Raw genomic sequence first — 26,121 nt, 5'->3', positions numbered from 1 at the left:
GGGTCAGGGCCGGAACCGTATCCACACCGGCGCGTGGTCCGACCCCGGCGCGTCCCGCCGGTCCTGCGGATCCGTCCCCACCGACGGCAGGTCGAGCCCCGCCGCGTCGTCCGGCAGGCCCGTGCTCGCCTCGCCGTCGGCCACCACCCGGGCGGTGAGGCGGTGGCTCAGGAGCACGTGGTCGATCAGTTCGCGGCGGCCGAAGTTGACGCGGGAGAAGCGGCGTTCGGCCGGTATCAGGGGTGCCACGTTCCACAGCCGGGTCGCGTCGCCCCTGTCCGGGTGGGCGTGGCCGGGGGTGCCCAGCTCGGATCCCGGCGGGCCGAGCAGGATCTGGGTGGTGGCCGCCGCCACCTCGTCGTTGAGGTCGCCGAGGACGGCCACATCGCGTGACTGGCCCTTCCGGTCGATCAGTTGGTCGGCGAGCGCGCGCAGCGTCGCGGCCTCGGCGGTGCGGCGGTAGAGCGCGTACGCCCCGACGCGGGCCCGTTCGCCCTCGTCAAGCGGCTGGAACCGGCCGCCCGGATACGTCAGGAGCTTCGACTTCAGATGGCAGACGGCCGCGTCCAGGGTGATCGCGCGGCTGACGACGCGTACGGCGAACAGGCCGCGGCCCGTCGTGCCGACCTGCCTGCCCGCGTCGTCGCCCTGCACCGGCCGCAGCTTCGGCGGAAACGCCTCGACGTCGGCGATGACCTCCAGGTCGAGCCGGCTGAGGAAGCCGACGCGGATGCCCCGGTCGTCCGCGTGCCGCGACACCGCCGTGTGCCAGTCGCCGTCGAGCATCGCGGCGAGGTCCGCGAGGGCGGCCGGATCACCGACCTCCTGCACACCGAGCAGGCTCGGGTCGAGGGCGCGCACCGTCTCCGCGAGCGCGGCCAGCTTCGCCTCGTACGCCGTCTTGTCGGTCGGGCCCGACGGGCCGCCGGGGCGGAAGAGGTTCTCCAGATTCCAGGTGCCTAGGAGCATGCCGGGTTCCTTCGCCGTCGTGAGGTGGCGTGGGGTGTGCGGGTGGCGGGAGGCTTTCGTGAGATGCCGGGAGGTGTCCCACTGGAGCCCGCGGGCCCGAAGGCGGCGACGGGCGGCTGACGCCAGAGTGCCCCCGAAACGCCTGCCGCGACAGGCCCACGGCGACCCGCTCCCCGTACCGTGAACGGATGACCGAGCCTGCCGCATCCGGCCCCGCCGACCTCATCATCATGGGCTGCACGGCCCTCGTCCACGACTCGGCCGAGCGCGTCGGCTTCGCGGCGGACACCGCGATCGTCGTACGTGACGGAGTCATCGCCGACGTCACCACGACCGCCGCCGCGGCCCCGCTCGCCGCCGTCGAACGCATCGACGCCCGCGGCCAGGCGGCCCTGCCCGGCCTCGTCAACTGCCACACCCACTCCCCGATGGTGGCCCTGCGCGGCATCGCCGAGGACCTGCCCGTGGAGGAGTGGTTCAACGACTACGTCTGGCCCATCGAGTCCAACCTCGAGGAGCGCGACGTGGAGCTCGGCGCGCGCCTGGCCTGCGCCGAGATGATCCGCGGCGGCGTCACCACCTTCGCCGACCACTACTTCGCCATGGACACCGTCGCGGACGTCGTCGCCGAGACCGGGCTGCGCGCCAGCCTCGGCCAGGCGTACTTCTCCTCCCAGGGCCCCGAGGGCCGGGAGGCGTCCCTGGACTTCGCGCTGCGCCGCGCCGGATCCGCCGACGGCCGCGTCACCACCTGCCTGGCCCCGCACGCCCCGTACACCGTCGACGACGCCGACCTCGCCGCCACCGCCGAACTCGCCCGCGAGCACGGCCTGCTGGTCCATCTGCACGCCGCCGAGAGCCGCGCCCAGACCGAGCACAGCCTCGCCCGGCACGGCGCCACACCCATCGAGATCCTGCACCGCGCGGGCCTCCTCGACGTCGACGTCCTCATCGCCCACGGCACCGGCATCGTCGAGCGCGACCTGCCCGTCCTCGCCGGAGCCACGGGCCGCGTCGCCGTCGCGAGCGCGCCCCGCGGCTATCTGAAGTTCGCCTGGGACACCACGCCGGTGCGGGAGTTGGCCGACCTCGGCATCCCCGTCGGCCTCGCCACGGACGGCGCCGCCTCCAACAACTCCCTCGACGTCTGGGAGGCCATGGCGCTCACCGCCCTCGTCCAGAAGTCCACGACCGGCGACCCGCGCTGGCTGACCTCCCGCCAGGCCCTGCACCACGCCACGCTCCAGAGCGCCCGGGCGGTCGGCCTCGGCGACTCGATCGGCTCGATCGCCGCGGGCCGCCGCGCCGACCTGATCCTCGTCGACCTCTCCGGACCGCACACCCAGCCCGTCCACGACCTGGCCGCCACCCTCGTGCACAGCGCGCGCAGCGGGGACGTCCGCACGACCGTCGTCGACGGCCGCGTCCTGATGCGCGACCGGCAGCTCCAGACGGTCGACGTGGCGGCCGTCGTGGGGGAGCTGGGCGAGCGGATGCCCGCGCTGGTGGAGCGGGGGCACGGGAAGCGGATCCAGGAGTACGACGGGTGAGGCGGGTGGTGCCGGACGCGAACACGCTGACCCTCGGGGAGGGGCGGGCGACCCCTCCGGCGGCCCGGCTGAGAAAGAATTCGGGAAATCCCGTACAGGACCGATGAGTTCTCGTGAGACGTCCAGTCAGCCCTCCCGAGGACCCGCGAACCGCGGATCGGATCCGGAGGATTGCGCCATGGGACTGCCGCACATCGTCACGCGCGCGGAGTGGCTGGCCGCGCGCGAGGAGCTGCTCGCCAAGGAGAAGGCCGCGACCCGTGCCCGTGACGAGCTGAACGCCGACCGGCGCGGGCTCCCCATGGTCGAGGTGGACAAGGACTACCTGTTCGACGGCGCGGACGGGAAGGCGAGCCTGCTCGACCTGTTCGAGGGCCGCGCCCAGCTGATCGTGTACCACTTCATGTTCGCGCCCGAGTGGGACGCGGGCTGCCGCAGCTGCTCGGCGTTCCTCGACCAGATCGGGCACCTCGCGCATCTGCGGGCCCGCGGTACGACCTTCGTCGCCGTCTCGCGTGCCCCCTTCACCCGCATCCTGCCCTTCAAGGCCCGCATGGGCTGGGTCGTGCCCTGGTTCTCCGCGTGCGGCGGCGAGTTCAACCGCGACTTCGCCGCGTCGTTCGCGGGGCCCGACGGCCTTGTGCGGGACCGCCCCGGCATCAGCTGCTTCCTGCGCGACGGGGACCGCGTCTTCCACACGTACTCGACGTTCGACCGGGGCCTGGACGGCCTCGGCTCCACCACCAGCCTGCTCGACCTCACCGCGCTCGGCCGCCAGGAGGAGTGGGAGCGGCCCGAGGGCCGGGCGTCGGCGCTCGGGGCACCGGCGGGGAGTGACCGGGTGCGGTACCACGACGAGTACGAGGAGTACGACGGCTACGGGTACTGACGGCGCGCACGGGCCGCGCGATGCTGCCCTACGGCCTCAACTCTGTGTCTGTTAGGTCACTTTGTGAGCCGAACGGGGTGCGGCGCGCGTTCTCCTCGGTGCAGGGTCTTTGTTTTCGGGGAATTCGAGGGCCGCAGGGCCTTCGAGGACCTCGTACCGAACAACCGAGTCGTACACGGGGGAACGTGAACATGATGAACGGACGAGTCGTCCTCGAGAGCTTTCCGGCGGGCGGACCGCGCGGGTCGTGGCCCGCGGAGGAGTTCGCACGGGACCGGCGCAGTGAGGGACAGCGCGCGGAGGTCGTGATGGACCTGTCGAGCGACGCGTTCCTGGTGATCGTGCGCGGTCAGGAGGCAAGCGGGCGCTCTGTGGCCTGACGGCCTGACGCCCTGCCGCGGCGGGCCGGGGGCGAGACGCTCTCGGCCCGCTCCGGTGTCCGGGCCTCAGGCCCGGACGGCCCCCGCCCACCCGGGAACGGCCCCGGCGAGGCGGCACAGGCCCAGATACAGGGGGATCGGCGGGGTATAGGGGACAGAGCCCTCGGGCCGGTGCACGAGCACCGGCTCCCGGGTCGCGTCCGGCACCACGGCGCCCGGCGAGTAGAACGTCGACGGCGGCCACTGCAGGGCCACGTCCGAGTCCGCCGGCACGATCCACCACCAGCGCGGCCCGTCCTCGTACACACAACCCACCCGGGGCAGTCGCTCCAGGAGGCGCGGACCGAACTCCGCCGGCATGGCGACCGCGTCGCAGCCGAGGGGTTGCCGCATTCCGGCGGGGACGGCGAGTCGTGCCACTGGCTGCACACTCACGACTCGCCGTCCGACCGCCCGCTCCCGCTCTCGCGAGAGCCGTACCAAGGTGTCAAGGTCGAGCAGTCGCGCTGTCCTCGTGCTCACATGTCCCCCGACCGCATCACTGTCGCACTCGCATCCCCGTCAGTCGGCTCACAGGCCGTCGGTCAAGGCCTCGACGCCCTCGACGTCCTCGACATCGAGGACGTCCGTATCGAAACCGTGGACACCGGTATCCGCCGTGCCGAAGCACATCGCCGGATCGGGTGATCTGGGCAGCTCCGCCCACACCGAAAGGCCGGATCCGGAGTCCTGGACACCCCATGCGCTGCTCACGGCGCTCACGAGAAGCAGTCCCCTCCCATGCTCCTCGTCAGGTCCCCGCAGCCCTGTCGGCCGTGGCACCCCGCAGCTCTGCCCCTCGTCGCGTATGGCTATCCGCACGGTGTCGGCTCCCGTGCAGATCTCGCAGACGACGGTACGGCTACCGGTGTGCACGATCGCATTGGTGACCAGCTCCGATACGACGAGCGCCGCCAGGTCGCAGGCGTCGTCGCCGACCGCGAGGGAACACAGCCGATCACGCGTCAGCCGCCTTGCCCGCGCCACGGAACTCGGCATCGCGGCCAGGGTGAAGGTGACGCAAGGCTCGCCGGCCTCCGCCCGACCCTCGGCGGAAACGCCAAGTCGGGCTCGGGTGGCTTCGGTTCCTAACGATGCGGGCGGAGTCACGCTCTCCACTATCGCCCCGCCGCGAACACCTTGGCAAGGGCCACTCTGAAAAGTGCACAGTGACATGTCCCTTTGAGACGTCCCATGGCACACTTCTCGCAACGCCTCACCGAGCGGCGTGACGTGCGCGACACGTGGTGAAGTGCGGTGACGCACGGTAACGCGAGTGGCACAACGGCGATGCAGAGAGCGACGCGAAGTGGGTGGAGGTAGGACGTGAGCGAACCGCGGTCGGCGCCGACCGTCGGACAGGTCGTTCTCGGTCGTCGCCTGCAGGACCTGCGCGAACGAGCCGGTCTGAAACGCGACGAAGCCGCGCGGGTGCTCCGCGTGGCCCCCGCCACGGTCCGCCGCATGGAGACGGCCGAGGTCGCGCTGAAGATCCCGTACCTCCAGCTGCTCCTGAAGGCGTACGGCGTCACGGACGAAGAGGCCGAGGCCTTCGTGCTGCTCGCCGAGGAGGCGAACAAGCCCGGCTGGTGGCAGCGCTTCCACGACATCCTGCCCGGCTGGTTCAGCATGTACGTCAGCCTGGAGGGCGCCGCGAGCCTCATCAGGTCCTACGAACCGCACTTCGTGCCCGGGCTGCTCCAGACGGAGAGCTACGCGCGTGGCGTGCTGCGTTCCGGGGCCATCGGCCAGACCCGGCCCGAGGACATCGAGCGGTACGTGGCGCTGCGCATGGAGCGCCAGGCGCTGCTCACCCGCGAGGACGCGCCGCGCCTGTGGGCCGTGATGGACGAGACCGCGCTGCGCAGGCCCGTCGGCGGCCCCGACGTGATGCGGGCACAGATCGACCGGCTCCTCGAAGCCGTGGAGATGCCGCACGTGACGCTCCAGGTCGCGCCGTTCGCCTCCGGGCCGCACCCGGGCACCTTCGGGCCGTTCGTGCTCTTCCGTTTCGCGATGGCGGAGCTGCCGGACATGGTCTACAGCGAGTACCTGACCGGTGCCGTCTATCTGGACGCGCGCACCGAGGTGGCGACGCATCTTGAGGTCATGGACCGCATGGCGGCCCAGGCCGCCACCGCACAACGCACGAAGGAGATCCTCCGGGATGTCCGCAAGGAGCTGTGAATGGACCGAGATCGACACCGTGCGGGCACGGGCCCTGCGTCCCGGCCCGACACCCGCGCCGACTCCCGGCCCCCCGGGTCCCGGATCTACAACGGCATGCCCGCGCGCGAACTCGGCGCCGAGGGCTGGCACAAGCCGTGGAGCGGCGGCAACGGCGGCAACTGTCTCGAAGCCATGAAGCTGGAGGACGGCCGCGTCGCCGTCCGCCAGTCCTCCGACCCGGACGGACCCGCGCTCATCTACACGGACGGTGAGATCCGGGCGTTCATACAGGGCGCGAAGGCGGGGGAGGCGGACTTTCTGCTGTCGTGACCGGGTACGTCACCGGCGGGTCGGCGGATACGCCACCGGCCGGTGCGGCGGGTGCCGCATCCGCCGGTGAACTCGTACGTCGTGCGCGCGCACCCCGACCACGGTGCGCGGGGACCTCGGTGAAGGGGCAAGGGAGCCACAGATGACGGGGACGGGGCAGGCCCAGGGGGACGAGGGCGGCTCGTCGTACATCGACACGAGCAAGCCGCATCCCGCGCGGATGTACGACTGGTGGCTCGGCGGCAAGGACAACTACCCCGTCGACGAGGAGATGGGCCGCCAGCTCGTCGCCATGGACCCGCGCATCCCCGCCGTCGCGCGCGCCAACCGCGCCTTCATGCAGCGCGCCACGCGCTGGCTCGCCACGGCCGGGATCCGGCAGTTCCTCGACATCGGCACCGGCATCCCGACCGAGCCCAACCTGCACCAGATCGCCCAGGGCATCGCGCCCGACACCCGCGTCGTCTACTGCGACAACGACCCCATCGTCCTCGCCCACGCCGAGGCCCTGCTGCGGTCCGCTCCCCAGGGCGCCACCGAGTACATCCAGGGCGACGCCCGCGAACCCGCCGCCATCCTCGCCGAGGCCCGCAAGACCCTCGACTTCACGCGTCCCGTCGCCCTGTCCCTGGTCGCGCTGCTGCACTTCGTCCCGGACGAGGACGGCGCATACGAAGTGGTGGAAGAACTGGTGTCCGCGCTGCCGTCCGGGAGCCATCTGATGCTGTCCCACGGCACCGGCGAGTTCACCCCCGAGCAGGCCAGGACGGCCGGTGACCTCTACAAGTCCCGCGCCCTCACCCTCGCCCTGCGCGACCGTGCCGAGGTCGTCCGCTTCTTCGACGGCCTCGACCTGGTGGAACCCGGCGTGACGGTGGCCGACGCTTGGCATCCGGAGCTGGGCGAGCGGGTGGAGCCCGTCGGGGACGGGCCGCTCCCCATTTACGGCGGGGTGGCTCGCAAGGGGTGAGAGGGAGGCGTGCGGGCGGAGGGTGAGGGGCTGGCCGTGGGCGGTGCTTCGGGGTGAGGGGCTGGTCGTGGGCGGTGCTTCGGGGTGAGGGGCTGGCCGTGGGCGGTGCTTCGGGGCGAGGGGCCGGTCGCGGGCGGCGCTTCCGTACGTTCTCCCTGGTGGCCGGGTGGTCGTGTGCGGGTCCCGTCAGGGCCTGAGCGGGCCGTCGTGTGCGGTCACCGGGGACGGCAGTGACGTCGTGCCCATGAGGTGGCGGTCCACGGCCGCCGCGACCGCGCGGCCCTCCGCGATCGCCCACACCACCAGGGACTGGCCGCGCCCGGCGTCCCCGGCGACGTACACCCCGGGAACGTTCGTCGCGTAGCCGCCGTCCCTGGCGACCGTTCCGTCCGGCGCCACCGTCACGCCCAGCTCCGCGACCGCGCCCCCGACGGTCACCTCCGGCCCCCGGAACCCCAGCGCAAGGAGCACAAGGTCGGCCCCGAGGACCCGCTCGGCACCCGGCACCGGGCGCCGCCGCGCGTCCACGGCGCCCAGGTGGACGGCACGCACCCGCCCCGCCCCGTCCCCGGAGAACCGCAGCGTCGACGCCGCGAAGAGCCGCGCGTCGGCGTCCGGATTCTGGCCGAAACCCAACGCCTCGGCCTCCTCGTGGGCGGGGGAGACCCGGTACACCGTGGGGTACGTCGGCCAGGGGTCGGCCGTCTCGTCCCGCTCCGCCGAGGGGAGCGCGCGGATGTCCACCTGGGTCACGGACGCGGCGCCCTCCCGGACCGCCGTGCCCAGGCAGTCCGCCCCGGTGTCGCCGCCGCCCACGATCACCACGTGCTTGCCCGCGGCGGACAGCGGGGAGACGTCGAGGTCGCCCTCGCCCACGCGGTTGGCCTGCGGCAGGTACTCCATGGCCTGGGTGACCCCCGCCAACTCCCGCCCCGGAACCGGAAGTTCCCGCCAGGCCGTGGCCCCGACGGCGAGCACGACCGCGTCATGGCGGCTCCGCAGCGCCGCCGCGCCGATGTCCCGGCCGACCTCCGTCGACGTACGGAACCTCGTGCCCTCGGCCCGCAGTTGCGCGAGCCGCCGCTCCAGGTGGTGCTTCGCCATCTTGAACGCGGGGATCCCGTAGCGCAGCAGCCCGCCCGCCCGGTCGTCCCGCTCGTACACCACGACCGTGTGCCCCGCCCGCGTCAACTGCTGCGCCGCCGCGAGGCCCGCGGGTCCCGACCCGACGATCCCCACCGACTTCCCGGTCAGCCGCTCGGGCGGCATCGGCGGGGCGAGGCCGTCCGCCCAGACGCGGTCGGCGATGGCCGCCTCGACGTTCTTGATGGTCACCGCGGGCTGGTTGATGGCAAGGACGCAGCCCGCCTCGCACGGCGCCGGGCACAACCGCCCCGTGAACTCGGGGAAGTTGTTCGTCGCGTGCAGCCGGTCGGCCGCGGCGCGCCAGTCGGCCCGCGAGACCAGGTCGTTCCACTCGGGGATCAGGTTCCCCAGCGGACAGGCCTCGTGGCAGAACGGAACCCCGCAGTCCATGCACCGGTCGGCCTGCTCCTCGATCAGCGGCAGCAGCGCCCCGGGGACGTACGCCTCGTCCCAGTCCTTCACCCGCTCGCCCACCGGCCGCCGCGGCCACTCCCGGCGCGGGTGCCGCAGGAACCCCTTGGGGTCGGCCATGGCCGTCTCCCTACGCGTAGGGCGCGTCTTTCAGCCACCACGGTATGCCGGGGAGACGGGGTCGGCACGCGGTCGGGGGGCGGTGCGGTGCGGGGAGGGGCGGCGGGCGCGCCGGGCGGCGGACAGGCCGGGCGGCCGGGAATCCTCAGGTCAGGCCGAGGATGAAGGAGACCGTCGCGGCGGTGGCGGCACCGGTGCGGATGTGGTTCCACATCGTCCATTCGGCCACGTACGTACGCCAGTACTCCGCGCCGGATTCGGCCGCCGCGTCGACCTTCGCCAGCTCGTTGTTGCGCGGCACGTTCGCCACGACCGTCACCCCGAAGCAGCCGAAGAGGTACAGCGCGCAGCCGAGCAGCAGCTCCACCGTGCCCTCGTCCGGCCAGACCACGAAGGTGACCACGGCGAGCACCACGCTGACGCCGGTCGCCCCCATGAACACGGCCATGAACGGCGGCCTGACCGCCGTCACGTTGATCGCGTTCATCGCGGCGATGCCCTGCGACGACGGCAGCGCGGCGAGGCCCCGCATCACGAAGGCGGAGAAGCCGATGAACACCCCGGCGACGAGGGCGCAGGTCACCGCACCGAGAACGGTGAGCACGAAGTACGGTCCGTCGATCATGGCAACTCCCTGACTGGGTCCGACCGCCGACGGCCGGTGTGGCCCGCCCGATCCTGCATGGCGCGGTGTGTCTGTGACCAGTCAATGACCCCACAGTCCCGAACGCCATACGCGACCCCCGCACCTCCATGTGCGGACGTCTCGCCGGCCGGGGGCCCGACCCGCTCCAGCGGGGGCGGCCCGTCCCACCCGACGGGAACGACGAGGCAATTTCAGCCCGTCCGGCGCTTGAGGACGAGGCGCGGAGCGCCGATCCGGCGGTGCCCCCGTCCCACCCGAAGGGAGCCCCCACCCCCGGGGGCCAGGGGCGGAGCCCCGGTTTCGGGAAGGGGCGGGACTGGGGAATGCCCGCAGGGCAACCATCCCGCACCGTCCGACACCGGGCCCTTCATACCCCGGCACCCCACTCCGGCCCGTCCTCCCCGGCCCCCGGCCCGTCCACCCGCCACCCCCGCAACCGCTCCTCCACCGCCCCCGCGATGGCCCGCCGCGCCTCGCCCCTTGGCACCCCGCGCATCAGCAGCTCGTCGTACTCCGTGTCCGTGTGCCGTACCGCGGCGATCACGGCCGCCGTCACCGCCCTGGGAGTCAGGGCGCGGCCCGCCGCGCTGCGGCCCACGCGGCCGCTGCCCCGGGCGCCCGCGTGGGCGGCGATCGCCTGGGCCCGGTCCGGCGGGCAGCCCGGGAACAGCCGACGGATCTCCGCCGCGAACGCCTCGACGAACCGCACGTCCTCCCCGGCCCGCCGGGCGGCGTCCCGTGCCCGCCGCCGCGCCCGCGCGTCCGCGTCGGCCAGGCACCGTTCCTCGGCCCGGACGAGTGCCGCCTCCTCGACCAGGACGCCCTGCCGCTCGTACCGGCTCCTGCGCCGGTTGAACCGTACGACCACCGCGGCAAGACCGCTGCCCTCCCGCGCCCGCCGCGTCAACGCCGTGTCCCCGCGCGGCAGATACACCAGATGCCCGAGGTCGGCGCAGTCCAGACAGCGCGGCTCCCCGCCCTCGTCGACGAGCAGGGACAGCGGTCCGCCCCGGCACTCCGCACAACGCCTGCCCTTCAGCGGCTGGATGACGACGGGCCCGGTGCGCACGCGAGGAACTGCCATGCCCGGTTCATGCCCGCCCACCGGCACCCCGCATCATGGGCTCGTGCGACTCGAAGCGATCACCTGGGAACGCCTCACGGACACCCTCGCCGACCGGCTGCTCGACCTGGAGCCGGGGGACGGCGGGGCCTGGCCGCGCGTCGCCTTCGACGGCGCCCCCGCCGCCCGCCCCGGCGAACTCGCCGCCGCGGTGGGCGAGGCGCTGCGCGTGCGCGGGCGGCCCTCGCTCGTCGTCGGCACCGAGGGGTTCCTGCGGCCCGCCTCGCTGCGCCTCGAGTACGGGCACGAGGACGTCGAGGCGTACTACAGCGGCTGGTTCGACACCGGTGCCCTCTGGCGCGAGGTCCTCGGGCCGCTGGATCCCGATGGCACCGGCCGGGTCCTGCCCGACCTGTGGGACCCGCGCGCCGACCGCGCCACCCGCACCCCCTACGTCCAACTCCCTCCCGGCGCCCTGCTGTTGCTGCACGGCCCCCTGCTGCTCGGCCACTGGTTCCCCTTCGACCTGACGGTGCACGTACACCTCTCCTCCGGCGCCCTGCGGCGGCGCACCCCGCCGGACGAACAGTGGACCCTGCCCGCCTTCGACCGGTACGAGGCGGAGACCGCCCCCACCGCCGCGGCCGACGTCGTCGTCCGCACCGACGACCCGCGCCACCCGGCCTGGACGGGCTGACCCGACCGCACGCCCGGTACGGCCGCCCCGCTCGCCCCGACTGGCCTCGCCCGCCCCCGACCAGCACCCACCGGCCTCGCGGCGGCTGCGGGTGCGACCTGTGGGTGCCGCGACGAGAATGAGGACGCCGGGACTAGCGGCGCCCCCGCGCCGCGCCGGCCGTCCGGCACCGGGAGGTACCCATGACCACCGCCGGAGACATCATGCACCGGGGTGCGCAGTGGATCCCCGCGCACGAAACCCTGGACCGCGCGGCCCAGCTCATGCGCCAACTCGACGTGGGCGCCCTGCCCATCAGCGACCAGAACGACCGGCTGTGCGGCATCCTCACCGACCGCGACATCGTCGTCGGCTGCGTCGCCATGGGGCACGACCCGGCCAAGGTCACCGCGGGCGACATGGCCAGGGGCACCCCGCGCTGGATCGCTTCGGACGCCGACGTCGAGGCGGTGCTGCACGAGATGCAGGGCCACCAGATCCGCAGGCTGCCCGTGATCGAGAACAAGCGTCTCGTCGGGATGATCAGCGAGGCCGACCTCGCCATGCACCTGACCGACGAGCAGCTCTCCGGCTGGGTCGAGAGCGTCTACGCCAAGTCCTGACCCGTCCCGGGCATGCCCCCGTCCCGTACCTCACCTCGTGCGTCCCCCGCGCACGCCCCGACACGTCACCCGGCGTGAGCCTGCGTCACAGCCAACCGCTGCGCCGGAAGCCGCGGTACAGCAGGACACACGCCGTCGCTATCACCCCCACCACCAGTCCGTATCCGTACTTCCAGTGCAGCTCGGGCATGTGGTCGAAGTTCATGCCGTAGACCCCGCAGACCATCGTGGGCACGGCGACGATGGCGGCCCAGGCCGTGATCTTCCGCATGTCCTCGTTCTGCGCGACCGTCACCTGGGCGAGATGCGCCTGGAGGATCGAGTTCAGGAGTTCGTCGAAGGCCGCTATCTGTTCGGTGACCCGCTTGAGGTGGTCGTCCACGTCGCGGAAGTACGCCTGTATGTCCGGCGGGATCAGGCGCGTCGGTTTGGCGGCGAGGATCTGGAGCGGGCGGCCGAGCGGCACCACCGCCCGCTTCAGCTCCAGGAGCTCGCGCTTGAGCTGATAGATCCGGCCCGGGTCGGCGCCGCGTGCGCCCTCGGGCGCGAACACCTCCGCCTCGACCTGGTCGATGTCGGCCTGCACCGAGTCCGCCACCGCCAGATAGTCGTCCACGACCTGGTCCGCGATGGCGTGCAGGACCGCCGCCGGGCCCTGCGCCAGCTGGTCGGGCGTCCCCTCGAGCTCCTCGCGCAGCGGGCCGAGCGAACCGTGCCTGCCATGCCGCACGGTGATCACGAACTCCTTGCCGACGAAGACCATGATCTCGCCGGTGTCCACCACCTCGCTGGTCGCGGTCAGCTCGGCGTGCTCCACGTAACAGACCGTCTTGAACACGGCGAACAGCGTCTGGCCATAGCGCTCGACCTTCGGCCGCTGGTGGGCGTGCACCGCGTCCTCGACCGCCAGCGGGTGCAGGTCGAAGAGCTCGGCGATGCCCGCGAACTCCCGCTCCGTCGGCTCGTGCAGCCCGAGCCACACGAAGCCGTCGTCGTGCTTGCGGACCTGCCCCACGGCCTCGACGAGATCGCCGTCGCGGGTCGGCGTCTGGCGCACCCCCTTGCGATAGGTCACGCACTTGACCACCGACGAGCCCAGCGGGGAGCGGGCGGGGTGGCTCAGGTCGACGCGAGGGCCGCGCCGGGCCAGTCCCGCGACCCTGCGCAGTCCGCGGACGCTCCGCAGATTCCCGACCTTGCGGAGGCTTCCGACCTTCCGCAGGTTGCCCGACATCGACATGTGCAGCTCCTCGTGCTGGACTTGATGAGCAAGTCTGCCAGTCCGGTCCGACACCACGACGGGGCCTGTGGGAACGGAATACTCCGCTCCGGAACTGTAATGATCGCCACATGACGCGAACCGACGGACATCTCCTCGACGGCAGGCCCGGCGAGTCGGCGACCCGCTCCAGCGCCTTCGCCGCCCTCTTCGACCCCACCACGTTCCGGCACATCGAACGGCTCGGTGTCGGGCCCGGCTGGCGCTGCTGGGAGGTCGGCGCCGGCGGCACGTCCGTCGTGTCCTGGCTCGCCAAGCGGGTCGGCCCGACCGGCAGGGTGCTCGCCACCGCCACGGACACGGCGCCGCTGCTGGCGGCCGCGCGCCCGCCCGTACAGGTGCGCACCCACGACGTGTCCGCCGACGCGCCGCCCGCCGAGGCGTTCGACCTCGTGCACGCCCGCCTCGTCCTCACGCACGTACCGGACCGCGAGCGGGCCCTGCACTCCATGATCAAGGCGCTGCGCCCCGGCGGCCGGCTCCTGATCGAGGAGGCCGACCCCGCCCTGCAGCCCCTGGCCTGCCCCGACGAGCACAGCCCCGAGGAGGAGGCGGCGAACCGGCTGCGCGGCGGCGTACGCGCCCTGCTCGCCGACCGCGGAGCCGACCTCGCGTTCGGGCGGGTGCTGCCGCGGCTGCTGCGCGAGGCCGGACTGCGGCAGGTGGAGGCCGACGCGTACTTCCCGCTCGTGTCCCCGGCGTGCGCGGCCCTGGAGTCCGCCACCGTCGAGCAGGTCCGCGCGGATCTGGTCGCCGCGGGCCTCGCCTCGCACGACGAGATCGAGCGGCACCTCGCCCATGTCGCCGACCGCGTCGTCGTCCCGGCCACGGCCCCGCTGGTGTCGGCCTGGGCCCGCAAGGCCTGATCTGAGCGCGACCTCGGACCGGGGCGCCTCATGCCCCAGGGGGAGCCCCCGCACGTCCCCCGGGAAGCGGGGCCCGCAGCTCCGGCCGGGCCCCCACCCGTGACACCGCCCGCGCCCCCGCCCCACACCCCTCACCCACGGCCTCCCGCAGCCCCGCCCCCGCCATCCGCGACGCGACGTACGCCCCCGTGAACGCGTCGCCCGCGCCCGTGGAGTCCCGTGCGTCCGCCCGCACCGCGGGGGCGCGGACCCGCACCCGCCCGTCCCGCGCGGCCAGCGCGCCGTCCCCGCCCAGCTTGACCACCACCTCGGGGAACCGGCGGCTCAGCTCGGCGGCCGCGGCGTCGGGCTCACGCGCGTTCGCCGGTCCCGTCAGCAGCAACGCCTCATCACGGCTCGGCAGCAGTACGTCGACCCCGGACACGTCGGCCAGGAAGCGGTCCACCCCGTGCCGGAGGAGGAACCCCGTGGACGCCGGGTCCACGCTCACCGTCACCCCACGCGCGCGTGCCGACGCCAACGCCGCCCGCGCCGCCGCGCGGCTGGACTCGGCGAAGAACAGGTAGCCGGACAGGTGGAGCCAGGTCACGCCGTCGAGCAGGGACGGCGTCCAGTCGGCGGGGGACAGGCGCAGGGCCGCGCCGCTGTCCGTGAGGAACGTCCGCTCGGCCGTCGCACCGGCCGCGTCGACCAGGCAGATCACCGTGCCCGTCGGCGCTTCGGGATCGACGGCGATGTGGGGGCGTACCGAGGCGCGGAGCAGCGTCTCCTCGTGCCACGCCGCCGCGTCGGCACCGGCCCGCCCGAGGAAACGCACGTCGGGGCATCCCCAGTGGGCCGCCCAGCAGGCGACGTTGGCGCCCGCGCCGCCGGGCACGGTACGGATCGCCGCGGCCGTGTCGGTGCCGGGCGCGAGGGGGTCCCGGTGCCGGGCGACGATGTCCGTGACGACGTCGCCCACGACCAGGAGGGCGCCGGTTCCGTTCGGTGAGGGCGTCGAGGGGCGGCCGGGCCCGCCGGAAGCCGTGGCACGGGAGCCCTGCGATTCGCCGGGAGCCGTGGCGCGGGAGTCCGGCGATTCGCCGGGAGCCGTGGCGCGGGAGTCCGGCGATTCGCCGGAAGCCGTCACGTCCGCGTCCACGCCGCCGCGATCCGCGCCGCGAGCCGTACGTTCCCGCGCACCGCCGCGAGGTTGGTCTCCAGGGAGGCTCCTTCGGTGTGCCGCATCAGGTGGTCGAGGAGGAACGGGGTCACCGCCTGACCGTGCACACCTCGTGCGGCGCACTCCCGCAGCGCCTCGTCGAGCACGCGCGCGTGGAGGGCGGGTTCGAGCTGTTCGGCCTCCGGCACCGGGTTGGCCACCACGAGCGCGGACTCCGGTCCGGCCAGCTCGTCCTGGGCGCGCATGACCGCGGCGACCTCGTCCGGCGTCCGCAGTGTCCAGTCCACGTCGTGCCCGGAGTCGGAGAGGTAGAAGCCGGGGAAGCGGGACGCGTCGTAGCCCGCCACCGCGACGCCCAGGGTCTCCAGGCGCTGGAGTGTCGCGGCCACGTCCAGGATCGACTTCACGCCCGCGCACACGACCGTGATCCGGGTCCGCGCGAGCAGCCCCAGGTCGGCCGACTCGTCCTGGGTGAGGGTCCACTCCCGGTGCACCCCGCCGAGCCCGCCGGTGGCGAACACACGCAGTCCGGCGCGGGCGGCGAGCAGGGCCGTCGCGGACACCGTCGTCGCCCCGCTCGCGCCCGCGGCGACGGCGAGCGGCAGGTCCCGATGGCCCAGCTTGCGGATGCCGTCCTCCCCGGCGACCCGCTCCAGCTGGTCCTTGTCCAGGCCGACGTGGGGGCGCCCGTCGAGGACGGCGATCGTGGCGGGCACGGCGCCCTCGGAGCGTACGGCCTGCTCCAGTTCGAGGGCGACGCGCAGGTTGCGGGGGCGTGGCAGCCCGTGCGCGATGATCGTGGACTCCAGGGCCACGATCGGGCGCCGTCGTGCGAGAGCCGCCTGTACCTCGTCGGACACCACCAACACGGTCAGCCTCCTGCCAGTCGGGTCTTCCTTCATCCCTGGCGGGCGGTGCCCTGCGGCAAACCCATTAAGGTGACCGGCCATGACCACGAATGATCAGAACGCGCCCTCTTTTGCCGTGCACATTCCGGACGCCGAGCTGGAGGCGGAGCCGCTCGACCCGCAGCAGATCGTCTCCGGGGAGCCCGTCGTCACCGGCAAGGTCCTCTGGGAGTCCGCCGACGGCAAGCAGCTGCGCGGCATCTGGCAGATCACCCCGGGCGTGGTGACCGACACCGAGGCCAACGAACTCTTCGTGGTCGTCAGCGGCCGCGCCACCATCGAGGTGGAGGGCGGCGACGTCCTGGAGGTCGGCCCCGGCGACGCGGCCGTGCTGCGCGAGGGCGACCGTACGACGTGGACCGTGCACGAGACGCTGCGCAAGGCGTACCACATCACCCTCGGCGGCTGAACGCCCGCCGCGACGGCGGGCGTTCGTTCGTGTGGTGCGCGGTTCGCGCGATGCGGTTCGTGCGATGCCGCTCCTGCGGTGCGCGGTGGCGCGGTGCGGCGTCCCGGGGTCAGTCCTCCGGTACGGCGGCGGCTCCGGCGTCCGTACGGCTGGGGCCGCGCGTGAACAGGGCGAACGCCGCGAGCGGCAGCAGCAGGAGCGCCGCGATCAGGTTGAGCCAGCCGTAGCTCGCCCGCGCGACCACCAGGCCCGCCACCGCGCCGCCCACTCCCGCCGCCGTGTTCATGGTCAGGTCCGAGAGGCCCTGGGCGGCGGCGCGCGCGGCCTGCGGCACGGAGTCGGTGAGCAGCGCGGACCCCGCGACGAGCCCCGCCGACCAGCCGAGGCCGAGCACGAAGAGGCCCGCCGCTGTCTGCCCGTGGTTGCTCCCGGCCGTCCCCGCGAGCAGCGCCGCGCAGGCCAGCAGGCTCACCGAGAGGGCGATGACGGCGAGCCGCCCGATCCGGTCCGCGAGCCTCCCCATCACCGGCGAGAACGCGTACATGCCCGCGATGTGCCCGCTGATGACCAGGCCGATCAGATCGATGCTCGCCCCGTGATGACCGAGGTCGACCGGGGTCATCGACATGATCGACACCATGGCGGTGTGCGCGATGGCGACCGTCACCAGCGCGAGCCGTGCCTGCCTTGACGCGGCCACGGCGGCGAACCCGGCCCGCAGCGATCGGCCCGCCGCCGTCTGGTCTCCGGCGGGTTCCAGCGCGCGGGCGGTGAGCAGCGGATCGGGGCGCAGCAGCAGTGCCACCACGACCGCCGAGATCAGGAAGATCCCGGCCGCCCAGACGAAGGGCCCCGCCTCCTTCGGAATGCCGAGCCCGGAGACGCTGCGGCCCGCGGGCGCCGCGATGTTGGGCCCGAGGACAGCGCCGATCGTCGTGGCCCACACGACGTTGGAGATGGCGCGCGCCCTGGCCCCGGGCTCGGCCAGGTCGGCCGCCGCGAACCGCGCCTGCAGGTTGGCCGACGACGCCGCGCCGAACCCGGCCATGCCCACCAGGAGCAGCGGGAAGTTCCCCACGGCGGCGGCCACGACCACCACGCCCGCGCCCAACGCGCCGATGAGGTACGCCAGTACGAGGCCGGGGCGGCGGCCCCGCGCGGTCATCAGCGCCGCCAGCGGCACCGAGAGCAGCGCGGTCCCGGCGACGGTCGCGGTGGGCGCGAGCCCGGACAGCGACTCCGTGCCGCTGACCTCCTTCGCGAGCACGGCGGCCAGCGCGATCCCGGTGGCCACGCCGAGCCCGCCGAGGATCTGACTCGCGACCAGGACCGCCGTGATCCGCCGCCGCAGCGCGGGCAGCTCCTCGACGGCGACGGGGGACGGCGAGGGCGAGGCGGAGGGCGAGGGGGATATGACCACGCCGGAAGTGTGTCAGGAGAGGTGGTGTTCATGTACATGCAGTACGGGAGGAAACCGAGTCCGCGGACCGCCCCGGAACACCGAGTCCGCGGACCGCCCCGGAACACCGAGTCCGCTGACCACCTCAGAACAGCGGCTCCGGAAGCACCCCCTCCAGCGCGAGCAACCGCCGCTTCGTCTCCAGGCCGCCGCCGAATCCGCCGATGCCGCCGTCGCTCTCCACCACCCGGTGGCAGGGCACCACGACCGGCAGCGGATTGGAGCCCATCGCCATGCCCACGGCCTGGGCCGCGCCGGGCTGGCCGACGCGGCGGGCCAGGTCTCCGTAGCCCACGACCGTCCCGAACGGCACGCTTGCCGCGAGCTCGCGCAGCACCTGGCGGTTGAAGCCGGAGATCAGCGACCAGTCCAGCGGCAGCTCGAAGTCGCGCCGCTCCCCGGCGAAGTACGCCCGCAGCTGGCGTATGGGCTCGGCGAGCAGCGGTGAGCCGGGATCCTCGACCGGCTCGGCGCCCAGGCGGGAGCCGAGGCGCTCCAGGGCCTTGTCGCGCACGTCGTCCGTGGCGTGGAAGACGACCGTGACCAGGCCCGCTCCGGTCGCGGCAAGCAGCAGCGGGCCGATGTCGCTGGCGACGACGGCCCACACGGCGCCGGGCCGTGCGTCCGGCTCCCGACGCTCGTCCCTGTCCTGCTCGTTGTGCCCCATGGCGTTCATGGAAACCACGGTACGTCCGGGCACTGACAACGCCGCGGGACGAGTCGTCCCGCGGCGTCCGGCAGGCGCGGGGCCCGCCGTCGGTCGAGCCGTCGGCCGTCGCGTCAGCTGTTGATCGCCCTGCGCACCACGTCGGGCTTGTTGGTGATGATGCCGTTCACGCCGAAGCCCGCGACCCGCCGCGCCGCGGCGGTCTCGTCCACGGTCCATGTGAAGATCTCCAGGCGCTTGCCGTGCACGCCCTTGAGCCGGTGGATGGCGGAGACGTAGTCCGCGGTGATGGACGTGTGCGTCGAGTTGATCTGGTCCGCGAACTTCGCGTACGCCGGGAGGTCGGCGGTCGCGGGCGTGCCCAGGAAGCCGGTCTTGATGTCGGGCCGCTGGGCGTGCACCTTCTTGATGCTGTCCGCGCTGAAGCTCTGGACGACCAGCTTGTTCTTGACGTGGTGGCGGTCCAGCCAGCCGGTCTTGCGCAGCACCCGCAGGGTGTCCCGCTCGATGCCGGGGTACAGCTCGGGCTTCTTGATCTCCAGGACGAGGCTCTGGTGGTTGCGCGAGACGCGGTTCATGTACTGCGTGAGCGTCGGCACGCGCGCGCCCTTGTACTTCTCCGCGAACCAGCTGCCCGCGTCCAGTTTGGCGATCTCCGCCGCGGTGAAGTCTTTCACCTTCCACGGGGAGCGGCCGGGGAAGACCTCCTCGACGTTCGTCGTCCGCTTCAGGTTGTCGTCGTGGACGATCACCAGCACGCCGTCCTTGGTGCGCTGGACGTCGTTCTCGACCCAGCGGAAGCCCATGTGGGCGGCCTTGTCGATGGCGGCGAGCGTGTTCTCGGGGGCGTAGGCGGAGGCTCCGCGATGGGCCACGACTGTGGGGTTCCTGTGCGCGGTGGAGGCGGCGGCGACGGCGGTGCCGGCGGGGGCCTCGGCGCTGGCGGTGGAGGGGAGGACGAGTGCTCCTGTTCCCAGGAGAGCTGCGGTCGTGGCGGCTGCGGCGCGTGCGTGCACGGGTTCTCCTCGCGTCATGAGCTCACGGTTCGCTTGAGAATGACAGTGCACGGCCAACTACGGACAGGTACAGGATGACCACACGTTGAACACCGGTCTCCCAAGTGGGGACCCCAGGCGCGGAACCCGTGTTTCTTTGCCGGAAAATCGGTCGTGCGTTCATGGCTGAGCCCTACTCTCACCTCAGCCGACGGCCCGTCACCTGGGCGTCGGTCGAGGGCAGACGGGGCGATCCGGGACATCCAGGTACGACAGGCGGAAGGGCTACCGCTCATGGAGGGCACGGTCGACGGCTTCAGCTACGGATTCGTCACGCCTGTGGTCGCCTATCTGATGGCCTGTCTGGGCGGCGCGCTCGGTCTGCGCTGCACCACGCGGTCACTCCTGGTCGCGCACTCCTGGCGGCCCGGCTGGCTCGCGCTCGGCTCGGCCGCCATCGGGTCGGGCATCTGGACGATGCACTTCATCGCGATGATGGGATTCAGCGTCGAGGGGACCCCGATCCACTACGACCGGGCGACGACCTTCGCGAGCCTGGCCGTCGCCATCGTCATGGTCGGCGTCGGGATCTTCATCGTGGGCTACCGCGGCGCCAGCGGAGCGGCGCTCTTCACAGGAGGCACCATCACGGGGCTCGGCATCGCCTCGATGCACTACCTGGGCATGGCGGGGATGCGCCTCGGCGGCAGGCTCCAGTACAACACCCTGACCGTCGCCGCCTCCGTGGTGATCGCCGTCGTCGCCGCCATCGCGGCCCTGTGGGCCGCGGGCCAGATCAGGGGCTTCCTGTGGAGCCTCGGCGCCAGCCTCGTCATGGGCCTCGCCGTCAGCGGCATGCACTACACCGGAATGGCCGCCGTCACCGTCCATCTGCACGGCCGCTCCACCGCGCCGCCCGGCGACTCGTCCCCCGAGATCCTCGCCCCTCTCATGGTCGGCCCGCTCGCCTTCCTGCTGCTCGCGGGCGTCATCGTGATGTTCGACCCGCTGATGATGCTGGGCAAGGCCGACCTGAAGGCCGCCGCGGCCCGCCCGCGCACCGCCTCCTACCCCGTGCCCCGCTCCGGCGACCGCCAGACCGGGCACGTCAGCCGCCGGCCCGCCGTGCGCCCCGGCCGCAGGATCCGCCGCAGAACGGGGGCGCGGACGCCGCAGAAGTGGTGAGCGCGGGGGCGTTGTCAGTGGGGGGTCGTACGGTGGGTTCCATGCGGCCCGTATCGAAGATCGAACGCACGGTGGCACCTTTCGAGGTCGTCAGCCCGTACCAGCCCAGTGGCGACCAGCCCACGGCCATCGCCGACCTGGAGAAGCGCATCCGCGCGGGCGAGAAGGACGTCGTCCTGCTCGGCGCCACCGGCACCGGCAAGTCGGCCACCACCGCGTGGATGATCGAGAAGCTCCAGCGCCCCACGCTCGTGATGGCGCCGAACAAGACCCTGGCCGCCCAGCTGGCCAACGAGTTCCGCGAGCTGCTGCCGAACAACGCCGTCGAGTACTTCGTCTCGTACTACGACTACTACCAGCCCGAGGCGTACGTCCCCCAGTCGGACACGTACATCGAGAAGGACTCCTCGATCAACGAGGAGGTCGAGCGCCTGCGCCACTCCGCGACGAACTCGCTCCTGACCCGCCGCGACGTCATCGTGGTCGCCTCCGTCTCCTGCATCTACGGCCTCGGCACCCCGCAGGAGTACGTGGACCGGATGGTCCCGCTCAAGGTCGGCGACGAGATCGACCGCGACCAGCTCCTGCGCCGCTTCGTCGACATCCAGTACACCCGCAACGACCTCGCCTTCACCCGCGGCACCTTCCGGGTCCGCGGCGACACCATCGAGATCTTCCCGGTGTACGAGGAACTGGCCGTGCGCATCGAGATGTTCGGCGACGAGATCGAGGCGCTCTCCACCCTGCACCCGCTGACCGGCGAGGTCATCAGCGACGACGACCACCTGTACGTCTTCCCGGCGTCCCACTACGTAGCGGGCCCCGAGCGCATGGAGAAGGCGATCAACGGCATCGAGAAGGAGCTCGCCGAGCGCCTCGCGGAGCTGGAGAAGCAGGGCAAGATGCTGGAGGCCCAGCGGCTGCGCATGCGCACGACGTACGACCTGGAGATGCTCCGCCAGATCGGCTCCTGCTCCGGCGTCGAGAACTACTCCATGCACTTCGACGACCGCGGCCCCGGCACCCCGCCGCACACCCTCCTCGACTACTTCCCGGACGACTTCCTGCTCGTCCTCGACGAGTCGCACGTCACGGTCCCGCAGATCGGCGCGATGTACGAGGGCGACGCCTCCCGCAAGCGCACCCTCGTCGACCACGGCTTCCGGCTGCCGTCCGCGCTCGACAACCGCCCGCTGAAGTGGGAGGAGTTCCAGCAGCGCATCGGCCAGACCGTCTATCTGTCGGCGACCCCGGGGGCGTACGAACTCTCCCGCTCCGACGGCGCCGTGGAGCAGATCATCCGCCCCACCGGCCTCGTCGACCCCGAAGTCGTCGTCAAGCCCACCGAGGGCCAGATCGACGACCTGGTGCACGAGATCCGCAAGCGCACCGAGAAGGACGAGCGCGTCCTGGTCACCACGCTCACCAAGAAGATGGCCGAGGACCTCACGGACTACTTCCTCGAACTGGGCATCCAGGTCCGCTATCTGCACAGCGACGTCGACACCCTGCGCCGCGTCGAGCTCCTGCGCGAGCTGCGCGCCGGTGAGTACGACGTCCTGGTGGGCATTAACCTCCTGAGGGAGGGCCTGGACCTGCCCGAGGTCTCCCTGGTGGCGATCCTCGACGCCGACAAGGAGGGCTTCCTGCGCTCCGGCACGTCCCTGATCCAGACCATCGGCCGCGCGGCGCGCAACGTCTCGGGCCAGGTCCACATGTACGCCGACAAGATCACCCCGGCGATGGAGAAGGCCATCGAGGAGACCAACCGCCGCCGGGAGAAGCAGATCGCGTACAACAAGGAGAAGGGCATCGACCCGCAGCCCCTCCGCAAGAAGATCAACGACATCGTGTCGGCCATCGCGCGCGAAGAGGTCGACACGGAGCAACTCCTCGGCACCGACTACCGCAAGGCGAAGGACGGCAAGAACGCCAAGGCCCCGGTGCCGTCGCTCGGCACCGCGGGCGGCGCGGCGGCCAAGGGCGCGAAGGCGGGGACGTCGGGGAAGGCCGCCAAGGGCAAGGCCGGGCAGACGGTGCCCACGGACCGGCCGGCCGCCGAACTCGCCGAGCAGATCGAGGAGATGACCGCGCGGATGCGCGCCGCCGCCGCGGACCTGCAGTTCGAGATCGCCGCCCGGCTGCGTGACGAGGTGTCGGAGATGAAGAAGGAACTGCGGCAGATGAAGGAGGCAGGCCAGGTTTAGTGCAGTGTTGCAACACCGACACAAAGTGCCCGGCAGGGTGCGGCGCGGTGGACACGGCTGCATAGGGTGATGGGCAACCGCCCGCAACGGGCGGTTGCCCAGGGCAGTTCGAGAAGGGGACAGCGCGTGACGGTCAACATGACCAAGGGCCAGGCCATCAGCCTGCAGAAGGACGACGGGGGCGCTCTGACGTCGGTGCGCATGGGACTGGGCTGGCAGGCGGCCCCGCGGCGCGGCCTGTTCGGCACGCGCACGCGGGAGATCGACCTCGACGCGTCGGCCGTCCTGTTCGCCGACAAGCAGCCCGTCGACGTGGTGTTCTTCCGGCACCTCGTCAGCGACGACGGCTCCGTGCGGCACACCGGCGACAACCTGGTCGGCGGCGTGGGCCAGGGCGGCGACGACGAGGCCATCCTCGTCGACCTGCAGCGCGTCCCGGTCCACATCGACCAGATCGTCTTCACGGTGAACTCCTTCACCGGCCAGACCTTCCAGGAGGTGCAGAACGCCTTCTGCCGCCTGGTCGACGAGACCAACGGCCAGGAACTGGCCCGCTACACCCTCGACGGCGGCGGCCAGTACACCGCCCAGATCATGGCCAAGGTCAACCGCGCGGGCTCCGGCTGGCAGATGACGGCCCTCGGCAACCCCGCCAACGGCCGCACCTTCCAGGACCTGATGCCGTCGATCCTGCCGCACCTCTGAGCACGACCGCACCACTGCCCGGCCGGAGCACCACCGTCCGCACGGCAGTCCGCACGCAGGCCCGGTGAGGGGGCCGACACCAAGGGGGAACGAACGCGATGACCGCCGAGCTGGTCAGGGGGCAGAACCACCCGGTTCCCGGCACCCGCCTCGAGATCCGGGTGTCGGCCGGAAAGCCGATCGTCGCCGGCGCCACCGTCAGCGACGACCACCGCAAGGTGCGCGGCACCTCCTGGGTCGCCCACCCCGGCGCCCCCACCCTGCCCGGACTCGAAGTGTCCCGGCAGGCGGCCGCCGACCACCGTCTGGCCGTCGACCTGGGCGCGCTGCCGGACGGCGCGCACCAGGTCAACGTGCTGCTCGCGCTGCCCGTCGGCGTCGCGGGCCCGGTCACCTTCGGCGCCGTCGCCGCGCCCTTCGTGGCCGTCACCGGACTCGACGGCACCGAGATCGCCAGCTACACGATCACGGACCTGTCCGCCGAGTCCGCCGTCGTCGCCCTGGAGCTGTATCGCAAGCAGGACGTCTGGAAGGTCCGCGCCGTCGGCCAGGGCTACGCCGGCGGCCTCGCCGACATGCTCGCCGACCAGGGCCTGCCCGAGGCCCAGGAGCTGGCGACCGCCATCAACGACGCGGTGGCGCGCGGCCTCGCCCGCTCGGTGGCCGCGCCCCCGCCCCGCCCCGCGGACGAGACCCGCGTGCGCGCCGCCGCCCAGGGCCACACGAGCCCCGGCCGACAGCCGTCAGCACCCGAGCCGGGCCCCGACACCGCCGCCCAGCCCGTCACCCCCACGCCCGCGCCCGGCGAGGGCGGCCAGCCCCCGCAGCCCGTCACCCCCGCGTCCGGCGACGCCACCCCGCCCGCGCAGTCCGGCGACGGCGGCCCCGTGAACTACACCCACCCGCGCCGCCAGACCAGCGCGCCCCCGCCGCCCCCGCCCACCGCGCCGCCCGCCGCACCCGGGCAGCCCGCCCGCCCCGTCGCGGGCGACGCCACCGGCTGGTCCATGGAGGAGCGGCTCTACAACCAGGTGTGGGGCATGTTCGAGGACCTGGCCCGCTCCGCCGCGGCGTACCGCAGCGCGGTGGACTTCGCCGACTCCCGCATGGAGCAGGAGCTGGACAAGGTCCTCTCCGACCCGCGCAGCCGCATCGGCGGCACCGGCGACGCCGCGCGCGAGACGGCCCGCGCCCGCCACGGCGACCTCGTCGACCAGGCGCGCGCCGCCCTGGACCGGGACCTGGCCCAGCTGGCCGCCGAGGTGGAGGTCGTCGAGCCGGCCCTGCCCCCGGCGTTCGCCGACTGGTCGAGCCCGGTCTGGCACGGGTATCGCGTGCCCATGGAGATCCCCATGGCCCTGCGCCTCGGCGGCCTCCACCTGCCCGAGCGCCCCGACCTGCGCATCCCGATGCTCGTCCGGCTGCCCCTGGAGCGCGGCCTGTGGATCGACAGCGGCCGCTCCGGCACGGACTCCCTCGCGGACGCCGACCAGCTGCGCCGCCTCGCCCTGGACAGCGCCGTCGCGCACGCCGCGCGGCTGCTCGCCGCCTACCCGCCCGGCGCGTTCACCGTGCACGTCATCGACGCCGCGGGCAGCGGTACGAGCGCGTTCGCCCCGCTGGTGAGCGCCGGGGTCCTCGACGAGCCGCCCACGACCGGCGCCGCGGGCGCCACCGCCGTGCTGACCCGGCTCACCCAGCGCGTGGACCTCGTCCAGATGGCGGTCCGCGGCGGCATGGCCGACGCGCTGCCGCAGGACCTGGACACCGGCGAGCACCTGCTGATCGTCAACGACTTCCCGCACGGCTTCGACGACCGCGCCGTGACCCAGCTGCGCTATCTCGCTGACGAGGGCCCCGCCGTCGGCGTCCATCTGATGATGGTCGCCGACCGCGAGGACGCCCGGGAGTACGGCCCGCTGCTCGACCCGCTGTGGCGCGCGCTGATGCGCCTGACACCGGTGCCCGACGACCACCTCGCCGACCCCTGGGTCGGCCACGCGTGGACGTACGAGCCGCCCCTGCCCCCGTCCGGCAGCCAGGTGCTGCACCGGGTCCTGGGGACGGTGGGCACGTCCCGGCGCAAGGGCGGCCGCTAGGCGCGACGTCCTGCCCGCCGTCGGCCGCACGCCCCCTGCGCCGGGGTGTGCGCGACGGCCGGGACGTGCGCGACGTCAAGTCGACTAAGTCACCTCGCACTTCTCTGACCTGCGCACTTGAGGGCAGTTTGCCGTCCCCTTTACCAAACCTTGGTCTTTCGCGTACCCTTGTCGCAGCGGAGGGGAGTACTCCCGTACG

General features: G+C 72.8%; 26 protein-coding genes. 14 read left to right on the top strand and 12 right to left on the bottom strand.

Annotated features, from left to right (window positions below; genetic code table 11):
- Positions 1-3: 3 nt before the first annotated feature.
- Complete coding sequence (locus ACFVHO_RS07140; RefSeq protein WP_385711056.1) at positions 4-969, bottom strand: endonuclease/exonuclease/phosphatase family protein; 966 nt, start codon at positions 967-969, stop codon at positions 4-6.
- A 188-nt stretch (positions 970-1,157) separates the two neighbouring features.
- Here ACFVHO_RS07140 and ACFVHO_RS07135 point away from each other — a divergent pair, with 188 nt between their 5' ends.
- The 3 genes from ACFVHO_RS07135 to ACFVHO_RS07125 all read left to right on the top strand — a co-directional run bounded on the left by ACFVHO_RS07135 (position 1,158) and on the right by ACFVHO_RS07125 (position 3,788).
- A complete protein-coding gene (locus tag ACFVHO_RS07135) occupies positions 1,158-2,519 on the top strand; it encodes an amidohydrolase (protein ID WP_385711054.1) in 1,362 nt (453 codons plus the stop codon).
- A gap of 178 nt (positions 2,520-2,697) precedes the next feature.
- Positions 2,698-3,408: a DUF899 domain-containing protein gene (locus tag ACFVHO_RS07130; RefSeq protein ID WP_385711052.1), complete on the top strand. Its 711-nt coding sequence runs from the start codon at positions 2,698-2,700 to the stop codon at positions 3,406-3,408.
- Positions 3,409-3,599: 191 nt separating this feature from the next.
- Positions 3,600-3,788 carry a hypothetical protein gene (locus ACFVHO_RS07125; RefSeq protein ID WP_385711050.1) on the top strand — a complete coding sequence of 63 codons (189 nt, stop codon included), beginning with the start codon at positions 3,600-3,602 and terminating at the stop codon, positions 3,786-3,788.
- 66 nt (positions 3,789-3,854) lie between these two features.
- On the opposite strand, the gene ACFVHO_RS07120 is transcribed toward ACFVHO_RS07125, so the two are convergent.
- Positions 3,855-4,310 (bottom strand): hypothetical protein, encoded by a 456-nt coding sequence (locus ACFVHO_RS07120; protein ID WP_385711048.1) that lies wholly within the window; start codon positions 4,308-4,310, stop codon positions 3,855-3,857.
- Between the two features lie 48 nt (positions 4,311-4,358).
- Complete coding sequence (locus ACFVHO_RS07115; RefSeq protein ID WP_385711046.1) at positions 4,359-4,826, bottom strand: ATP-binding protein; 468 nt, start codon at positions 4,824-4,826, stop codon at positions 4,359-4,361.
- A gap of 327 nt (positions 4,827-5,153) precedes the next feature.
- On the opposite strand from ACFVHO_RS07115, the gene ACFVHO_RS07110 reads away from it, so the two are divergent.
- The 3 genes from ACFVHO_RS07110 to ACFVHO_RS07100 all read left to right on the top strand — a co-directional run bounded on the left by ACFVHO_RS07110 (position 5,154) and on the right by ACFVHO_RS07100 (position 7,296).
- Positions 5,154-6,014 (top strand): helix-turn-helix domain-containing protein, encoded by an 861-nt coding sequence (locus ACFVHO_RS07110; protein ID WP_385711044.1) that lies wholly within the window; start codon positions 5,154-5,156, stop codon positions 6,012-6,014.
- 96 nt (positions 6,015-6,110) lie between these two features.
- Positions 6,111-6,326, top strand: a complete 216-nt coding sequence (locus ACFVHO_RS07105) for a DUF397 domain-containing protein (RefSeq protein ID WP_385711213.1) — start codon at positions 6,111-6,113, stop codon at positions 6,324-6,326.
- Positions 6,327-6,468: 142 nt separating this feature from the next.
- Entirely contained in the window at positions 6,469-7,296 is an 828-nt protein-coding gene (locus ACFVHO_RS07100) for an SAM-dependent methyltransferase (RefSeq protein ID WP_385711042.1), read from the top strand.
- A gap of 186 nt (positions 7,297-7,482) precedes the next feature.
- Here the strand turns inward: ACFVHO_RS07100 and ACFVHO_RS07095 are convergent, their stop codons facing one another.
- The 3 genes from ACFVHO_RS07095 to ACFVHO_RS07085 all read right to left on the bottom strand — a co-directional run bounded on the left by ACFVHO_RS07095 (position 7,483) and on the right by ACFVHO_RS07085 (position 10,703).
- Entirely contained in the window at positions 7,483-8,973 is a 1,491-nt protein-coding gene (locus ACFVHO_RS07095; protein WP_385711040.1) for a glutamate synthase subunit beta, read from the bottom strand.
- Positions 8,974-9,118: 145 nt separating this feature from the next.
- Positions 9,119-9,598 carry a DUF1772 domain-containing protein gene (locus ACFVHO_RS07090; protein WP_385711038.1) on the bottom strand — a complete coding sequence of 160 codons (480 nt, stop codon included), beginning with the start codon at positions 9,596-9,598 and terminating at the stop codon, positions 9,119-9,121.
- 388 nt (positions 9,599-9,986) lie between these two features.
- Positions 9,987-10,703: a DUF2293 domain-containing protein gene (locus ACFVHO_RS07085; RefSeq protein ID WP_385711036.1), complete on the bottom strand. Its 717-nt coding sequence runs from the start codon at positions 10,701-10,703 to the stop codon at positions 9,987-9,989.
- A 43-nt stretch (positions 10,704-10,746) separates the two neighbouring features.
- Between ACFVHO_RS07085 and ACFVHO_RS07080 the strand changes: the two genes are divergently transcribed.
- Both ACFVHO_RS07080 and ACFVHO_RS07075 read left to right on the top strand, forming a co-directional pair.
- Positions 10,747-11,379, top strand: coding sequence for a uridine kinase (locus ACFVHO_RS07080; RefSeq protein WP_385711034.1), 633 nt, complete (start codon positions 10,747-10,749; stop codon positions 11,377-11,379).
- A gap of 182 nt (positions 11,380-11,561) precedes the next feature.
- Complete coding sequence (locus ACFVHO_RS07075; RefSeq protein ID WP_385711032.1) at positions 11,562-11,981, top strand: CBS domain-containing protein; 420 nt, start codon at positions 11,562-11,564, stop codon at positions 11,979-11,981.
- 85 nt (positions 11,982-12,066) lie between these two features.
- Here ACFVHO_RS07075 and ACFVHO_RS07070 read toward each other — a convergent pair whose 3' ends face one another.
- On the bottom strand, positions 12,067-13,221 hold the full coding sequence (locus ACFVHO_RS07070; RefSeq protein ID WP_385711030.1) for a magnesium and cobalt transport protein CorA: 1,155 nt from the start codon (positions 13,219-13,221) through the stop codon (positions 12,067-12,069).
- A 110-nt stretch (positions 13,222-13,331) separates the two neighbouring features.
- Between ACFVHO_RS07070 and ACFVHO_RS07065 the strand changes: the two genes are divergently transcribed.
- On the top strand, positions 13,332-14,126 hold the full coding sequence (locus tag ACFVHO_RS07065; protein ID WP_385711028.1) for a methyltransferase domain-containing protein: 795 nt from the start codon (positions 13,332-13,334) through the stop codon (positions 14,124-14,126).
- A 28-nt stretch (positions 14,127-14,154) separates the two neighbouring features.
- On the opposite strand, the gene ACFVHO_RS07060 is transcribed toward ACFVHO_RS07065, so the two are convergent.
- Entirely contained in the window at positions 14,155-15,093 is a 939-nt protein-coding gene (locus ACFVHO_RS07060) for a carbohydrate kinase family protein (protein WP_385711211.1), read from the bottom strand.
- A 158-nt stretch (positions 15,094-15,251) separates the two neighbouring features.
- Complete coding sequence (locus ACFVHO_RS07055; RefSeq protein ID WP_385711026.1) at positions 15,252-16,157, bottom strand: pseudouridine-5'-phosphate glycosidase; 906 nt, start codon at positions 16,155-16,157, stop codon at positions 15,252-15,254.
- A 79-nt stretch (positions 16,158-16,236) separates the two neighbouring features.
- Here ACFVHO_RS07055 and ACFVHO_RS07050 point away from each other — a divergent pair, with 79 nt between their 5' ends.
- Entirely contained in the window at positions 16,237-16,605 is a 369-nt protein-coding gene (locus ACFVHO_RS07050) for a cupin domain-containing protein (protein ID WP_385711024.1), read from the top strand.
- A gap of 109 nt (positions 16,606-16,714) precedes the next feature.
- Here the strand turns inward: ACFVHO_RS07050 and ACFVHO_RS07045 are convergent, their stop codons facing one another.
- The 3 genes from ACFVHO_RS07045 to ACFVHO_RS07035 form a co-directional block, all read right to left on the bottom strand.
- Entirely contained in the window at positions 16,715-18,025 is a 1,311-nt protein-coding gene (locus tag ACFVHO_RS07045; RefSeq protein ID WP_385711022.1) for an MFS transporter, read from the bottom strand.
- 124 nt (positions 18,026-18,149) lie between these two features.
- Complete coding sequence (locus ACFVHO_RS07040) at positions 18,150-18,731, bottom strand: methylated-DNA--[protein]-cysteine S-methyltransferase (RefSeq protein WP_385711209.1); 582 nt, start codon at positions 18,729-18,731, stop codon at positions 18,150-18,152.
- Between the two features lie 113 nt (positions 18,732-18,844).
- Positions 18,845-19,747, bottom strand: coding sequence for a glycerophosphodiester phosphodiesterase (locus tag ACFVHO_RS07035; RefSeq protein ID WP_385711020.1), 903 nt, complete (start codon positions 19,745-19,747; stop codon positions 18,845-18,847).
- A gap of 273 nt (positions 19,748-20,020) precedes the next feature.
- Here ACFVHO_RS07035 and ACFVHO_RS07030 point away from each other — a divergent pair, with 273 nt between their 5' ends.
- The 4 genes from ACFVHO_RS07030 to ACFVHO_RS07015 all read left to right on the top strand — a co-directional run bounded on the left by ACFVHO_RS07030 (position 20,021) and on the right by ACFVHO_RS07015 (position 25,922).
- On the top strand, positions 20,021-20,911 hold the full coding sequence (locus tag ACFVHO_RS07030) for an MHYT domain-containing protein (RefSeq protein WP_385711018.1): 891 nt from the start codon (positions 20,021-20,023) through the stop codon (positions 20,909-20,911).
- 41 nt (positions 20,912-20,952) lie between these two features.
- Positions 20,953-23,118, top strand: coding sequence for an excinuclease ABC subunit UvrB (gene uvrB, locus ACFVHO_RS07025; protein WP_385711016.1), 2,166 nt, complete (start codon positions 20,953-20,955; stop codon positions 23,116-23,118).
- A gap of 126 nt (positions 23,119-23,244) precedes the next feature.
- A complete protein-coding gene (locus ACFVHO_RS07020) occupies positions 23,245-23,823 on the top strand; it encodes a TerD family protein (RefSeq protein ID WP_030358780.1) in 579 nt (192 codons plus the stop codon).
- 98 nt (positions 23,824-23,921) lie between these two features.
- Positions 23,922-25,922, top strand: coding sequence for a TerD family protein (locus ACFVHO_RS07015; protein ID WP_385711014.1), 2,001 nt, complete (start codon positions 23,922-23,924; stop codon positions 25,920-25,922).
- The last annotated feature ends 199 nt before the right edge of the window (positions 25,923-26,121 follow it).

The sequence above is a fragment of the Streptomyces sp. NPDC127108 genome, from assembly GCF_042677545.1.
Lineage (GTDB): Bacteria > Actinomycetota > Actinomycetes > Streptomycetales > Streptomycetaceae > Streptomyces.
Note: the sequence above shows the minus strand (reverse complement) of the source record. Positions and strands in the feature narration are given on the sequence as shown.

Excerpts from the sequence above, each read along its gene's own strand:
- ACFVHO_RS07040 (WP_385711209.1), bottom strand. The coding sequence starts at position 18,731 with ATGGGGCACAACGAGCAGGACAGGGACGAGCGTCGGGAGCCGGACGCA.
- ACFVHO_RS07135 (WP_385711054.1), top strand. The coding sequence starts at position 1,158 with ATGACCGAGCCTGCCGCATCCGGCCCCGCCGACCTCATCATCATGGGC.
- ACFVHO_RS07100 (WP_385711042.1), top strand. The coding sequence starts at position 6,469 with ATGACGGGGACGGGGCAGGCCCAGGGGGACGAGGGCGGCTCGTCGTAC.
- ACFVHO_RS07140 (WP_385711056.1), bottom strand. The coding sequence starts at position 969 with ATGCTCCTAGGCACCTGGAATCTGGAGAACCTCTTCCGCCCCGGCGGC.
- ACFVHO_RS07130 (WP_385711052.1), top strand. The coding sequence starts at position 2,698 with ATGGGACTGCCGCACATCGTCACGCGCGCGGAGTGGCTGGCCGCGCGC.
- ACFVHO_RS07075 (WP_385711032.1), top strand. The coding sequence starts at position 11,562 with ATGACCACCGCCGGAGACATCATGCACCGGGGTGCGCAGTGGATCCCC.
- ACFVHO_RS07115 (WP_385711046.1), bottom strand. The coding sequence starts at position 4,826 with ATGCCGAGTTCCGTGGCGCGGGCAAGGCGGCTGACGCGTGATCGGCTG.
- ACFVHO_RS07105 (WP_385711213.1), top strand. The coding sequence starts at position 6,111 with ATGCCCGCGCGCGAACTCGGCGCCGAGGGCTGGCACAAGCCGTGGAGC.
- ACFVHO_RS07030 (WP_385711018.1), top strand. The coding sequence starts at position 20,021 with ATGGAGGGCACGGTCGACGGCTTCAGCTACGGATTCGTCACGCCTGTG.
- uvrB (WP_385711016.1), top strand. The coding sequence starts at position 20,953 with ATGCGGCCCGTATCGAAGATCGAACGCACGGTGGCACCTTTCGAGGTC.
- ACFVHO_RS07125 (WP_385711050.1), top strand. The coding sequence starts at position 3,600 with ATGATGAACGGACGAGTCGTCCTCGAGAGCTTTCCGGCGGGCGGACCG.
- ACFVHO_RS07090 (WP_385711038.1), bottom strand. The coding sequence starts at position 9,598 with ATGATCGACGGACCGTACTTCGTGCTCACCGTTCTCGGTGCGGTGACC.
- ACFVHO_RS07085 (WP_385711036.1), bottom strand. The coding sequence starts at position 10,703 with ATGGCAGTTCCTCGCGTGCGCACCGGGCCCGTCGTCATCCAGCCGCTG.
- ACFVHO_RS07050 (WP_385711024.1), top strand. The coding sequence starts at position 16,237 with ATGACCACGAATGATCAGAACGCGCCCTCTTTTGCCGTGCACATTCCG.
- ACFVHO_RS07095 (WP_385711040.1), bottom strand. The coding sequence starts at position 8,973 with ATGGCCGACCCCAAGGGGTTCCTGCGGCACCCGCGCCGGGAGTGGCCG.
- ACFVHO_RS07015 (WP_385711014.1), top strand. The coding sequence starts at position 23,922 with ATGACCGCCGAGCTGGTCAGGGGGCAGAACCACCCGGTTCCCGGCACC.
- ACFVHO_RS07065 (WP_385711028.1), top strand. The coding sequence starts at position 13,332 with ATGACGCGAACCGACGGACATCTCCTCGACGGCAGGCCCGGCGAGTCG.
- ACFVHO_RS07070 (WP_385711030.1), bottom strand. The coding sequence starts at position 13,221 with ATGTCGATGTCGGGCAACCTGCGGAAGGTCGGAAGCCTCCGCAAGGTC.